The 12,765-nt window shown below is 69.9% G+C and carries 10 protein-coding genes and 1 pseudogene; 6 read left to right on the forward strand and 5 right to left on the reverse strand.

What is annotated here, in order from left to right:
* The first annotated feature begins 87 nt into the window (after positions 1-87).
* Together JRI60_RS04935 and JRI60_RS04940 are read left to right on the forward strand one after the other, a co-directional pair.
* Positions 88-3,252 (forward strand): TonB-dependent receptor, encoded by a 3,165-nt coding sequence (locus JRI60_RS04935; protein ID WP_343213393.1) that lies wholly within the window; start codon positions 88-90, stop codon positions 3,250-3,252.
* A 21-nt stretch (positions 3,253-3,273) separates the two neighbouring features.
* On the forward strand, positions 3,274-3,990 hold the full coding sequence (locus JRI60_RS04940) for a hypothetical protein (RefSeq protein ID WP_204224710.1): 717 nt from the start codon (positions 3,274-3,276) through the stop codon (positions 3,988-3,990).
* 215 nt (positions 3,991-4,205) lie between these two features.
* Here the strand turns inward: JRI60_RS04940 and JRI60_RS53030 are convergent.
* Both JRI60_RS53030 and JRI60_RS04945 read right to left on the reverse strand, forming a co-directional pair.
* Positions 4,206-4,484: pseudogene (locus JRI60_RS53030) on the reverse strand (response regulator); the annotation flags it as partial.
* A complete protein-coding gene (locus JRI60_RS04945; RefSeq protein WP_204224711.1) occupies positions 4,481-5,575 on the reverse strand; it encodes a PAS domain-containing sensor histidine kinase in 1,095 nt (364 codons plus the stop codon). The pseudogene JRI60_RS53030 and the gene JRI60_RS04945, both read right to left, overlap by 4 nt.
* A gap of 243 nt (positions 5,576-5,818) precedes the next feature.
* On the opposite strand from JRI60_RS04945, the gene JRI60_RS04950 reads away from it, so the two are divergent.
* Together JRI60_RS04950 and JRI60_RS04955 are read left to right on the forward strand one after the other, a co-directional pair.
* Complete coding sequence (locus JRI60_RS04950; protein ID WP_204224712.1) at positions 5,819-6,421, forward strand: hypothetical protein; 603 nt, start codon at positions 5,819-5,821, stop codon at positions 6,419-6,421.
* Between the two features lie 56 nt (positions 6,422-6,477).
* Positions 6,478-7,749: a hypothetical protein gene (locus JRI60_RS04955; protein WP_204224713.1), complete on the forward strand. Its 1,272-nt coding sequence runs from the start codon at positions 6,478-6,480 to the stop codon at positions 7,747-7,749.
* Between the two features lie 16 nt (positions 7,750-7,765).
* Here the strand turns inward: JRI60_RS04955 and JRI60_RS04960 are convergent, their stop codons facing one another.
* Positions 7,766-8,455 (reverse strand): hypothetical protein, encoded by a 690-nt coding sequence (locus tag JRI60_RS04960; RefSeq protein WP_204224714.1) that lies wholly within the window; start codon positions 8,453-8,455, stop codon positions 7,766-7,768.
* A gap of 69 nt (positions 8,456-8,524) precedes the next feature.
* Positions 8,525-9,178: an MBL fold metallo-hydrolase gene (locus JRI60_RS04965; protein ID WP_204224715.1), complete on the reverse strand. Its 654-nt coding sequence runs from the start codon at positions 9,176-9,178 to the stop codon at positions 8,525-8,527.
* Between the two features lie 134 nt (positions 9,179-9,312).
* On the opposite strand from JRI60_RS04965, the gene JRI60_RS04970 reads away from it, so the two are divergent.
* A complete protein-coding gene (locus JRI60_RS04970; RefSeq protein WP_204224716.1) occupies positions 9,313-10,926 on the forward strand; it encodes a lipase maturation factor family protein in 1,614 nt (537 codons plus the stop codon).
* Between the two features lie 4 nt (positions 10,927-10,930).
* Here the strand turns inward: JRI60_RS04970 and JRI60_RS04975 are convergent, their stop codons facing one another.
* Positions 10,931-11,695, reverse strand: coding sequence for a lysophospholipid acyltransferase family protein (locus JRI60_RS04975; protein WP_204224717.1), 765 nt, complete (start codon positions 11,693-11,695; stop codon positions 10,931-10,933).
* 200 nt (positions 11,696-11,895) lie between these two features.
* Here JRI60_RS04975 and JRI60_RS04980 point away from each other — a divergent pair, with 200 nt between their 5' ends.
* The gene (locus JRI60_RS04980) at positions 11,896-12,744 is read left to right on the forward strand and encodes an Ig-like domain-containing protein (protein WP_204224718.1); all 849 of its coding nucleotides are present in this window, start codon (positions 11,896-11,898) and stop codon (positions 12,742-12,744) included.
* Positions 12,745-12,765 lie beyond the last annotated feature (21 nt).

Here is a 12,765-nt window from a genome sequence, read left to right on the forward strand (position 1 = left end):
TGTCTTCTCCTGAATTCCCAGTGTAGCACGGAGAACAGTGGCGCCAGCTTGCATGGAGCGGGTGGGCGGCCGACAGAGGGCAAAGCATTGAACCGACGTTCCCAGAGAAACCAGACGCGCGTCTTCGCGGCCGCGTTGTCGCTGGGCGTGTGCCTGTGGATGGCACCCGCCCTGGCGCAACAGGGCACCTCCGTGCTGACCGGCACGGTGGTGGACGCCAGCAGCAAGCAACCCGTTCCGGACGTGGTGGTGACCGCCACCTCTCCCAATCTCCAGGGCGAGCAGGTCGCCGTCACCGACGCCACGGGCCTCTACCGGCTGCCGCAGCTTCCCCCGGGTGTCTACACGCTGCGCTTCGAGAAGGAGAGCTTCCAGCCCTACGCGCGCGGGGACATCACCCTCCTGCTCAACCGCACCATCCGCCTCAACGCGGAGCTCCTCCCCGACTCGCTCGGTGAGGTCATGGTCATCCAGGCCGCTCCGCCCGCCATCGACGTGGGCTCCACTCGCACCGGTGTGAGCGTGGACAGCGAGCTGTCGCGCCACCTGGCCGTGGTGGGCCCCACCTCCAAGGGCTCCGCGTCCCGCTCCTTCGAGAGCCTCGCGGAGCTGGCTCCCGGCGCCAACGCGGATGCCTACGGCATCTCGATGAACGGCACCACCTCGCCGGAGAACGGCTTCCTCGTGGATGGCCTGTCCGCTGGCAACCCCGCGCTCGGCCTGCTCGGCACCCCCCTGTCCATCGAGTTCATCCAGGAGGTGAACGTCATCACCGGTGGCTTCATGCCCGAGTTCGGCCGCGCCACCGGCGGCGTGATGACGGCCGTCACCAAGTCTGGCTCCAACGAATTCCACGGCTCGGTCTTCGGCAACGTCACCCCGGGCGCGCTCGAGAGCGCTCCCACCCGCGTGCCGCGCGAGGGCTCCGTCATCACCACCCGCCAGCGGCTGTGGAACCTGGGGGACTTCGGCGCGACGGTGGGCGGCCCCATCCTGAAGGACAAGCTCTGGTTCTTCGCGGGCGTGGCGCCGTCCTTCACCCGCCGGGCGTTGGATCGCAACGTGAACGCCTATGTGCTCGGCGAGGACGGCAAACCCCTCAAGGACGAGAATGGCTTCTCCCGCACCGAGCTCATCCCCAACACCACCACCCGCTACTTCGCCGACCAGCGCTTCGTGCAGTACCTCGGCAAGCTCACCTGGCAGGTGGCCACGGACCACAGCCTCACCCTGTCGGTGTATGGCACGCCGGGTGGGTCCGGCGGCCAGGGCCGCTTCGGTTACAACCTGGACAGTGGTGCCGTCGAGGTGGACAACCTCAATGGCAGCTACGAGGCGCTCGCCCACCGCTACGACCAGGACGCCCGGGACGTCACCCTCAAGCTGTCCTCGTCCTTCCTGGACAAGCGCGTGCTGCTCGACGCCAACGTAGGCTGGCACCACCAGTACGACTCCACCCTGCCGGTGGATGGCAGTGGCATCGGCAATGCCTCGGGGCTGTCCGGCACGCCCCAGTTCCAGATGCAGCGCACCGGCACCAGTGTCGCGCCGCGCCGCTACTCCATCCGTGACTTCGAGCAGTTGCCAGACGACTCGGGGTGCGAGCCCGCTGGTACGACCAACGCGGTGCGCTGCCCCGCGGGCATCTACCTGATGGGCGGCCCCGGCTTCCTGATGGAGCGCACGACGGACCGCTACCAGGCCAACGTGGTGGGCACCCTGCTGCTCAACGCGCTCGGCCACCACGTCATCAAGGCTGGCCTCGACGCCGAGGTGATGACCAACCGCGACGCGCGCGCCTACTCCGGCGGCGTCCAGTACGTCCAGTCCACCGATGGGGCGACCTTCCAGGACTATCGCTCGTTCGGCTATCTCACCGGCCCGGACCAGGCGGTCCTCCAGTCCGTGGTTCCCACCTCCACCCGTGCTGATGCCCTGGGCGCCTTCGTCCAGGACAGCTGGAGCGTGATGGACCGCGTCACCCTCAACGCGGGCCTGCGCTACGACACCCAGGCCATCTACGGCACCGGGGGCGACCTGGCCTTCGCGCTGCCCAACCAGCTCTCTCCGCGCGTGGGGCTCGTCTACGACTTCACCCAGCAGGGCCGCTCCAAGCTCTTCGCCAGCTACGCGCGCTACTACCAGAACGCCGTGCTGGCCATGGTGAACTCGCAGTTCTCCAACATCACCCGCCTCACCGCCACGCGCAGCAGCACGCCCACCGCTTCGGGCGGGCCGGGGTGTGATCCGCTCAACCAGGCCGCGCCGTACACGGACTGCCGCGACGTGCGCAACATCCCGGTGCCGAGCGGTTCCAGCACCACCCTCAGCCGCCAGTACACCCAGACCTTCGCCATCAACAGCCCGGTGGACCCGGACCTGAAGCCCCAGTCCTCGGATGAGATCGTCCTGGGCGGCGAGTACGAGGTGCTCCCGCGCGCCAGCGTCGGTGCCACCTACACCCGGCGCTACATGAACGAGGTCATCGAGGACATGTCCGTCAACGAGCGGACCAACTTCTTCATCGGCAACCCGGGCCGGGGCATCGCCTCCCAGTTCGACAAGGCCGTGCGCGACTACGACGCCGTCAGCGTCTATTTCAGCAAGGCGTTCTCGGACCAGTGGCTCGCCCAGGCCAGCTACACCTGGTCCTACCTGCGCGGGAACTACTCCGGCCTCTACCGGCCGGATGCCAACCAGCTCGCCCCCAACGTCACCTCGGACTTCGACCTCATCTCCTTCATGGAGAACCGGACGGGCACGCTGCCGCTGGACCGCACCCATGCCATCAAGGTGTACGGCTCCCGCGAGTTCCAGCTCTCGCCCACCACGAGCCTCGACCTGGGGCTCTCGTACCGCAGCAACTCGGGCACGCCCCTCAACGTGCTGGGCACGAACTTCGCCTACGGCACGGGCAACACCTTCGTCCTGCCGCGCGGCAGCGGTGGCCGGCTGCCCTGGGTGCACAACGTGGATGCCCACCTGGGCCTGCACTACAGGTTCGCCCGCGGCCTCATCGCCACGCTGACGATGGACAGCTTCAACCTGTTCAACTTCCAGGCCGTCACCGCGGTGGACCAGAACTACACCTTCGACACCGTGGACGCGATCGTCGGCGGCACGCCGGCGGACCTCGAGAACCTGAAGGTCCGAGGCGGGACGACCGCGGTCGTGGTCAATCCCAACTACCAGAAGCCCCTCTCCTACCAGGCGCCTCGCAGCATCCGCTTCGGCGCGCGTCTCTCGTTCTGAGTCCAGGCGGAGCCATCCATCATGAAGACACGACAAGCGTTTGCATGGTTCCTGCCGCTCGGGTTGGCGGCCGGGTTGAGTGCGTGTGGCGCGGAGCAGCCGCTGCCCCAGTGCACGGTGGGGCGCGGCGAGCATGCCGTGCGCTACACGTTGAAGACGGGCACGGGGGCGTGCGCGCGGAAGAAGGCGGAAGTCCTGGGCGCGCAGGCCTTCCGCGTCCCGGGTTCGCATGTGCCGCCCACGCTGGCGTTCAAGCCCAAGCCCCTGGCGGACCTCGAGGGGAAGGATCCGGACTCCACGCATTCCGCCATCGCCTCGGGAGACTTCACCACCGAGTACCCGAACGCGGAGGGGGAGTGCGTGGTGCCCCAGATGTCCGAGGCACGGCAGGTGGTGAGCGCGGACCCGGGCTCGACGGTGGACCTGCGCTACCAGTGGAGCAACCTCCACATCCAGGGCCGGGCGACGATTCCCGGCACGCAGTGGTGGGCGGAGCTGACCTACTCGGAGGGGGACTGCACGGCCACCTACGAGGCGGTGGGGGTGTTCCCGGCCATCCGGTGCGAGAAGCAGGCGCCGGATCCCAACAACCCCGGGAAGACCATCACCGTGCGTGACCCGGAGGTCTGCAAACAGCCGCGCTCGGGGTCGTCGCTGGACCCGCTCTTCCCCATCACCTGCGAGGAGACCACCAACCTGTGCGTGCTGGACGGCCAGCCGCCCGCGCTGGTGCACTGAGCCAGGCGCGTGACGAAGGGCGGCCCGTGCGTGAGCCGGGCCGCCCGGGTGCTCTGACCGCCTGACGTTGGACCGCGCGGTGGAGACATGCCGCTGCCCGAGCCTCCAGCTCCCGAGGAGCCACCCTCCGGGCCTCCCCGGGCCAGGGCCTCCTCGAGCCGTCGCTCCAACTCCCGGATGTCGAAGGGCTTGCGCAGGGAGGCGAAGGCGCCCAGCGCGCGGTGTTGCGCCTCGTGCGAATCGAGGTCCCGGTGCGCGGAGATGAGGATGACGGGCACCTGGATGTCTCGCTTGCGCAGCTCCTTCAGGAACCGGGTGCCGTCGAGCACGGGCATCATCAGGTCGAGCACCACCACATCGAACGTCTGGGTCTCCACCAGCTCCAGCGCCACGGCGCCGTCCTCCGCGGCGGTGACCACGTAGGTGAGCTCGAGCAGCAGGGTGAGCGAGTCGAGGATGTCCGGGTCGTCGTCGACGAGGAGCACGCGCTTCATGTCGCCACCTCCGCCCGCACCTCGGGGAGGAAGACGGTGACCGTCGTTCCCTGGCCCTGCTCGCTCTGGATGCGGAGCCGGCCGCCGTGCGCGTCCAGGATGTCCTTGACGAGCGGCAGCCCCAGCCCGAGCCCCGGGAAGTTCTCCGCGGAGACGTTGCTCGCGCGGAAGTAGCGCCGCGTCAGCGAGGGGATGTCCGCCTCGGGAATGCCGATGCCTGGGTCGGAGACGGACAGCTCGAAGCCCTCGCCCGCGCGGGCCAGGGTGACGCGGATGGTGCCTCCTTTGGGCGAGTACTTCACCGCGTTGCCCAGCAGGTTGTTGAGCACCTGCTCCAGGCGCTGGCGGTCGGCCAGGACCCGGTACGCACCCGGAGCGATGGAGAGCTCGAAGGCATGGCGCTGGCGGCCCCGGACCCGGAGCGCGCCGGTGTTCCGGTGGTGGTCCACGACGGTCTGGACGAGCCCGGCCAGCTCCAGCTCTTCCTTGTGCGGGAGGAGCGGCATCTGCGCGTCGATGAGCCCGGTGTCCTCCAGGTCCTGCACCAGGGTGGAGACCCGTTCGAGCTGCAGGCCCATCCGCGTGAGCGCGCCGCCCGTCGCGGGCTCCTCCTCCGGGTGCTGCCGGCGCAGCGCTTCCAGGTACATCCGCATGGAGGTGAGCGGCGTGCGCAGCTCGTGAGCGGCGAGGGCGAGGAACGTCCCCTTGGTCCGGTCCGCCTCGCGGCGCTCGTGCACGTCGATGCAGCTGCCGATGAAGCCGCCGAAGCGTCCCCTGTCGTCGGTGAAGGGAACGCCCCGGTCGAAGATGTAGCGGAAGACGCCGTCATACCGCCGCAGCCGGTACTCCATCTCGAAGGGCTGCCGCCGCTCGAAGTTCTCCAGATAGGTGTCCATGCAGCGGCGCAGGTCGTCCGGGTGGACGCCGGAAACCCATCCCTCGCCGACCTCCTCCTCCAGGCGGCGCCCCGTGAAGTGGAGCCAGGTGGCGTTGAAATAGTCGCACCGGCTATCCAATCCCGAGCGCCACACCATCGTCGGGGCGTGCTCGACCAGCAGTCGGTATTGGTCCAGGGGGAGGGCGGTCTCCATGGTGGCCTCTTCGATGAGACGTCGTGATGCGGGCCAGACGGGATGGTGCCGTGAGCTGAAACGACTACCCTGCTTTCAACCCCTCACGGGGGCCGGTTTCCTTCTGACAAATCCTTTCTTGTCCGCTTCCTGACCGAGGGAGGTGGGTGACCGTGTCCGGAGCGTGCTCGGGGCCCGTGCCTATCTTGAGAGGGTAAGGCGAGCCGGGGACCTCCTGGCACGCGTTGGAGGAGGTGACGGAACATGCGACGGCGCTCGTGGGCGGCATTGGCGACCCTGGGCCTGGTATTGGGGGCGGGGTGTCGGGAGCGGGACGAAGGACAGGCGACTGCCCCTCCATCGGAGAGTGAGCGCGCCGAGGCCCGGCAGCGGCTCCAGAAGCAGGCGGACGAGCTGGCGGATGCCGCCTCCCGTACCGCTCGGGCGGCCGGCGAGGTGGCGAGGCAGGAGGCCACCGAGTTGAACGAGCGGGTGAAGGAGGAGGCTCCCCAACTGCACGAGGACCTGAGCCAGACGGCGCGGGACGTCAGTCAGCAGGCGCATGAGGTTGCCCGCGACATCCGTGAAGAGGGTTCCACCGCGGCGGAGCAGGCCGTGGAGGATCCGCTGACGGGCTCGGTGTCCGGTACGGTCGCCAGCGCCAGCGGCGGTGCACTCCACCTCCGCGATGCGGATGGAAAGCAGATCGTCCTCACCACGGACGGCGATACGCGGGTGATGCGGGGCGGGCATTCCACGACGCTCCAGGCGCTCCAGCCCGGCGCCGAGGTGCGGGCCTCCTACGTCATCCAGGGGGAGGACTGGATGGCGCGCCAGGTGGAAGTGGTGTCTCCCGCGAAGCGGTGAGGGGCCAGGTCTGGAGGGTTCAATCGGGGGCGCCAGTTGGTGCAAGCTGCGCCTCCATGAACGCTACCGGAACCGTGCTGCTGCTCTCCCTCCTGGGGGCTCCGCCCGCCCCCTCCTCGGACCCGCTCTGCGCGAAGCGCGAGCCCTGCACCGTCACGGAGACGCTCGACGCGGGCAAGGACGCGCGGGGCAACTCCTTGCAGGTGAAGCACCTGGACCTCGGGTGGGCGGACGTGGAGACGGCGAGCGGGTCCATCGGCCGCAAGTTCGGGCCGGGTGGGCGCAAGGCGAAGGGCTCCCGGGCGCAAGGCCAGTGCGAGGCCGCCGAGTGGTGGCTGGTGCGCTCGGGCCAGCCCGCCCAGCTCCTGCTGTCCGTGTGCAATGACGGCTATGGCGCCGCGGGCGTGGGCCAGGACACGGTGACGGTGACCGACAACCTCTTCTCCCATGAGCAGACGGGTGGCAGCCGCGAGCGGTGGACGCAGTCTCACACGGTGCAACTCTCCCCGCTGCTGCCGATGAGCGAGGCGCGGCGCTCCTCCTCGCCCTCGGAAGGGGAGGCGAAGGAGGATGGAGAGTTCTGGGACTTCGAGGCGCTGCGCGGTGAGGTCGCCCGGGCCGCTCCCACCTGCGAGGCGGGTGAGGCCTCCCCTGGCGATCGGTTCCTGCCGTACCTGCCCCAGGTGCAGGTGGACAAGGCGTACCTCCAGGGCGGGTGGAAGACGGCGGGGCTCGGCGCGTGCGGCTTCGAAGCGGGCCACTTTCTGCTGGGCAACCAGGACGACCCGAAGGACGCGTCCCTGAAGGCGTTGCTGGTGACGCCGGACACGCTGCTCGTCGAGGTGCATGACGACAAGTGGACGGGTCCGAGCGCGAAGTGGCTCACCGACGACCACGTGGAGTTGTGGCTGGCCCCGCAGGCCCCCCAGGAGCTCACCGGCTGCGGCAAGCCGACGGACGCGCAGAAGCCCGTGCAGTGGGGCATCCGCATCGTCGATGGACAGGTGTTCCCCGCCTTCGGCTCGCCCAAGCAGACATTGCAGGTGGAGCGCGCGGAGCTGTCCGGCAAGCAGGGCTACCAGCTGCTGGTGAAGCTGCCCCCCTTCAAGGGCATCGCCGTCGTCTACAGCGACAGCGACAGCGGGAAGAAGCAGGAGCTGATGCTCGCCACCAGTCCGGTGAAGTTCGGCCGGCCGGAGATGCTCAACCCCGTGCGCGTGGTGCCCCCCGAGGAGGCCACGTGCGGGGTGAAGAACGGGGAGCTCGCCGTGGTGCGGGGGCCCGTGAAGAAGACCGAGCCCGACGTGGCCGTCATCCGCGTGGAGTGAGTGGCGCGCGAGCGGTTCAGGGGGCGGGGCTCTCCGCGTCGCGGGCGCCCGTGCCCCGCACCACGCCCAGCCGGCAGGGCACGTTCAACGTGAGGCCCACCTCCTCGAGGGACACGGGCGATTGCTCCACGGGGCCGGGCAGGGAGCAGTCCACCACCTGGAGCGGAGCCTCGGGAGAGCCCGCGGCGGTGGCGAGCTCCCGTGCCCGCGCGACGAAGCGGCGGAGCAGCTCGGCGCGGTGGGCCTCGGGCTGAGCGACGAGGGCTTCCATGGAGCCGAACTGGAAGCGGGGGCGCTTCTTCTCCTCGCGGCTGTCGCGCTCCACCTCGTGGCACACGCGCACCAGGGTGCCCACGCGGGTGCCCCGGGCCCAGAAGTCCAGCTCCGCCGGGAGTGGTACCGACAGGCTCCCGTCCACGGCGATGAAGGCCCGGTTCTCGTCCTCCGGGAGTGAGAGCTTCTTCGGCGCCGAGCGGTTGAAGCGCACGTCCCGGAGCTTCAGCGTCACCTCGGTCCCGAGGGCATCGCGCACGCGCCGCTGGAGCTGCTCGCTCGTGCGTTGCAGCAGGGGCAGTCCCTGCTCGATGCCTCCCACCTCGAGGGAGATGGAGAAGGAGATGCGGAGCACGTCCGGCCGCACGACGAGCTCGGCCCGGACAGGGGGCGTCTCGTGGAGGCCGGAGTAAGTCTCTTTATAGAGGGACATGGCGAACGGGAAGCCTACCCGCACCCGGGCCGTGCGGCACATGTCCCTGGTGCTTCGCGAGGTACCGGCTCAGAGGGGCTCGGAGGGGGCGGGGGCCTCGGTGTCCTCGTCCAGGGCGCGCCGGAGCGCGGCCGCGCCGTCGTGCAGGATGGGGTGGCCGTGCGCGAAGCAGAGCACCTCCAGCGGCAGGTGGTCGAGGATGCGCCGGATGCTCATCCGGGTGCGGCCGGGGTCATCCTGGTACTCGCTCTCCACGAAGCGTGGTGTGCCCTGGTCGAAGTGCGTGAGGAGATCCGAGAGGAAGATGACGCTCCGGGGCCGCTCCAGCCAGAGGGCGTACATGGACAGGGCGGGTCCGGGCGTGTGGTAGGCCACGAGGCCTCCGGGGAGGTTGTCTCCGGGGCCATAGGTGGCGTCCGGTGTGTCCTCCAGGCCGTATGCGTCCTGAGGGGCCCAGACGGGAGCGCCGAACAACTTGCGGAAGTGCCACGCGGCGCGCTGGTGGTTGCCGGCGGTGAGCACGATGGCCTCCACCCGGCCCAGCTTGCGCAGGGCCTTGTCGTCGATGGGAAGTGGATCGATGAGGGTGACGGCTCCGTCCTCGGCCACTACGGCGTAGGCCTCGCTGTCCATGCCGCCGATGCGGTCGTCCTTGACGCTCCAGCGGTGGACGCCGGGAAGCACCTGCACCGTCCGGTGGGCTCGTTCCTTGGGCTCGCTCATGCGGCAAAGCTAGGCACCCCTCTTCACGGAGCGTGGCGGCCCGGCTGCTCGGGCCCTTCCGGGGCGAGGGGGTGGAGCCGGTGGACACCCCCTCCCTGGCACTCCCAGGTTTGAGGCGGTGAGGAGGAGCCTCCATGCGAGCTGCCAGCCCTCAGGGCGCCAAGGCGTTCTTCCAGATGCTCGGCCACTTGCCCAGCGGACGTCCGCGTCGACGCGCGCGGACGCGGGTGGGGAGATGGCTCGGCATGCTGGCCGGGCGCTCGGTGGCGCCGCCGCATCACCGGCTCGTGCGCCAGGTGTTCTTCCAGTCCCTGGGCGGCCTCTACCTCATCGCCTTCACTTCGCTGGGGAGTCAGGTGCGGGGCCTGTACGGCTCGCGTGGCATCGTGCCCATCCAGGAGCTGGTCTCCTCGAAGCGGCTGGCCGCGATGGGTCGCGAGCGCTACCTGCTGGTGCCCTCGCTCTTCTGGCGGGACGCATCCGACAAGACGCTGGAGCGCGGCATCCGCGCCGGACAGGTGCTGTCCGTGGCGGTGATGCTGGGCCTCGCGCCCCAGGCCGCGCTGATGGGGCTCTGGGCCCTCTACCTCTCCTACGTGTCGGCGGGGCGGGAGTTCCTCTCCTTCCAATGGGACGCGCTGCTGTTGGAGATGGGTCTGCTCGGCATCCTCACCGCGCCGGCGGGAGTGAGGCCGGGGCCGGGACGCCATGAGCCCTCCGCGGCGCAGGTGGCGCTGTGGCGGGCGCTCGTGTTCCGCCTCTACCTGGGCTCTGGGGTGTCCAAGCTGAAGTCCGGTGACAAGACGTGGCGCGAGCTCACCGCCTGCAACTACTACTACGAGACGGCGCCGCTCCCCACGCGTGGCGGTTGGTACGCGCACCACCTGCCGCCCAGGTTCCAGAAGCTCTCCACGCTGGCGGTGCTGACGCTGGAGGCGGCGGGCCCGTTCCTCGCCCTCGCCCCGAGGCCCTTGCGGCTCCTCGGCTTCTGGCTCTTCGCCGGGCTGCAGGGAATCATCATCGCCACGGGCAACTACGGCTTCTTCAACGTCCAGGCGCTGGCGCTCGGCCTGTGGCTGTTGGACGACGAGGCCCTGCGGCGCCTCCTGCCGCTCGCGTCCCCGCGGCCCGCCGAGGAGAGGCCCCTCTGGCGCACCGTGGGAGGATGGCTCCTCGCCCTGCCGTTCCTCGCGCTGGGCGCGAACGAAATCCTGGCCCGCTTCAATCGTCCGCGCCGCTCGCCCCGGTGGCTGGACTGGCTGGAGGCGCGGGCCCGCCCGCTGCGCGCGGTGAATCCCTATGGCCTCTTCGCGGTGATGACGGTGCGCCGCCCCGAAATCACCCTCGAGGGCTCGGACGACGGGGAAACGTGGCGCGAGTACACCTTCCGCTACAAGGTGGGTGACCCGAGCCGGGCTCCGAGGCAGGTGGCCCCGCACCAGCCCCGGCTGGACTGGCAGATGTGGTTCGCGGCGCTGGGCTCGCCGCCGACCTGGCTGCTCGCCCTCGTGTTGCGCCTGCTCGAGGGCTCGCCGGAGGTGCTGAAGCTCTTCGCCATCAACCCCTTCCCGGAGCACCCGCCGCGCTATGTGCGCGCCGTCCTCCTCGACTACCGGATGACGGACCTGGAGACGCACCGGCGCACGGGGGCGTGGTGGAAGCGCGAGGAGCTGGGGCTCTACCTGCCGCCGCTGAGTCTCGCCCCGGGTGGGACGACGAGCCGGTTGCAGTGGTACGCGGGGGACTGAGGACTCAGCGGACGGGAGGGGGAGGGACCTCCAGGCCGGGGTACTCCCGGGCCTCGAGGTTCTCGTGGTCGTCGGCGGAGGCGTAGACGCCGCGGTACTCCGGGGGGAGGAGCTCGGCCACCCGCCGCATCATCGCGTCGGCGAGGGCCTGGCGCGGGTCCTCGGCTCTGGCGGCCTCGGCCTCGAGTCCGGCCATGCGGAACGGCTTGCCGAACTGGACGGTGAGGTGGGCCCGGCGCACCCGCTCCCGGCCCATGTCCTTCTCATCGATGGGCATGAACTTTTCCGTCCCGGTGAGCGCGACGGGGACGACGGGGACACCGGCCCGCCGGGCGATGAGGGAGGCGCCCTTCTTGGCTCGGATGAGGGCCCCCGTCCGGCTGCGGCCGCCCTCGGGGAAGATGAGGACCGAGTGGCCCGCCTTGAGCGTCTCCACCGCGCGCTTGATGGGCTCGATGTCGGCCGAGCTGGGGCGGATGAAGATGGTGTTGACGGCCTCGGTACCGAGCCGGGTCATCACGGTGCCCTGGAGCTTGATGCCGGCCAGGAAGAACACGGGCCGGGGCCGCAGGGCGCGGTCGAGCGTGAAGCCGTCCGCGTTGGACAGGTGGTTGCAGATGAAGAGGCAGGGCTCGTCGGGGAGGTTCTCCCGGCCGATGACCTCCGTGGTGGTGCGGAGATCCCAGACGGTGTCCATCAGCTTGCGGACGGCGCTGCGGCGAGGGCCCGCGGGCAGGAGGGACAGGAGCGAGAAGACGTTGTGGATCACGGTCGGAACCCCCGGTTTCCGAGGAGAAACGTACGTCTTCGAGCGAACCCCGGCTTCCGGGAGTGCATTCCACCCGGCAGAGCAGGCAGCCGTCCGGGGGAGGTGCTTGCAAATGATTGCGCGGTGGCCGTATGGGAATACAGTCGAGAGCGCCTTTCGTTGAAGGCACGCTCGTGCGCCCGCCCGCCCTCCCTACCGACGTGAAGACCTTGCCGTCCGCCCGCTCCCTGCTCCTGCTCTCCGTCCTCGTGCTCGGGGCCTGCCGTTCCGCCCCGGACTCCCTCACCCTGGCCATGCCGGAGAACCGGCCGCTGCACGCCTCGGGTGAGTCCATGACCCTCAAAGTCGTCGCGCTCGATTCCAAGGGGCAGCCGGTGGAGAACCCCAAGCTGCGCTGGGTGAGCTCGGCGCCGGAGGTGGCCAGCGTGACGGACGGCGTGGTGGTGGCGCGCCGCTCCGGCAAGGCCACCATCGCCGCGGCGGTGGGCAAGGCGCGGGCCTCGGTGGAGGTGCAGGTGTCCATCCCCAGCGTGGTGGACATTCGGGTGGATGGGGCGGACTTCCTGCTGGCCGGCAACTCCATCTCCATCTCCGCCGTGGTGAAGAACGAGCTGGGCAAGCCGCTGGTGGACGTGCCACCCCAGTGGAGCACCAGCGATGCGACCGTGGCGCGCGTGGAGAACGGGCGGCTGGTGGGTGTGGCGCCCGGTCGGGCCACCATCACCGCCACGGTGCCGCCGCTGAGCCGCACCCTCCAGGTGCAGGTGGTGCGCTCGGACTTCGCCCGGATGGAGGTGGAGCCCACCCACCTCGTCTTCGCGAAGGTGGGGCAGGTGCAGCAGTTGCGCGTCAGGACCTTCAACAACCGGGGCATCGCCCTGAGCGACGTGCCCGTCACGTGGTTCAGCTCGGACTGGTCGGTGGCGACGGTGTCGCCCACCGGGCAGGTGACGGCGGTGGGTCCGGGCCGCACGGTGGTGACGGCCACCGCTGGTCGGCGCAAGGCGGCCGCCGAGGTCGTCTTCGAGGTCAAGACGGCGAACCGGTGAGGCGCGTCGCGCTCCGGTCGC

The organism is Archangium violaceum (assembly GCF_016887565.1).
Taxonomy (GTDB): domain Bacteria; phylum Myxococcota; class Myxococcia; order Myxococcales; family Myxococcaceae; genus Archangium; species Archangium violaceum_B.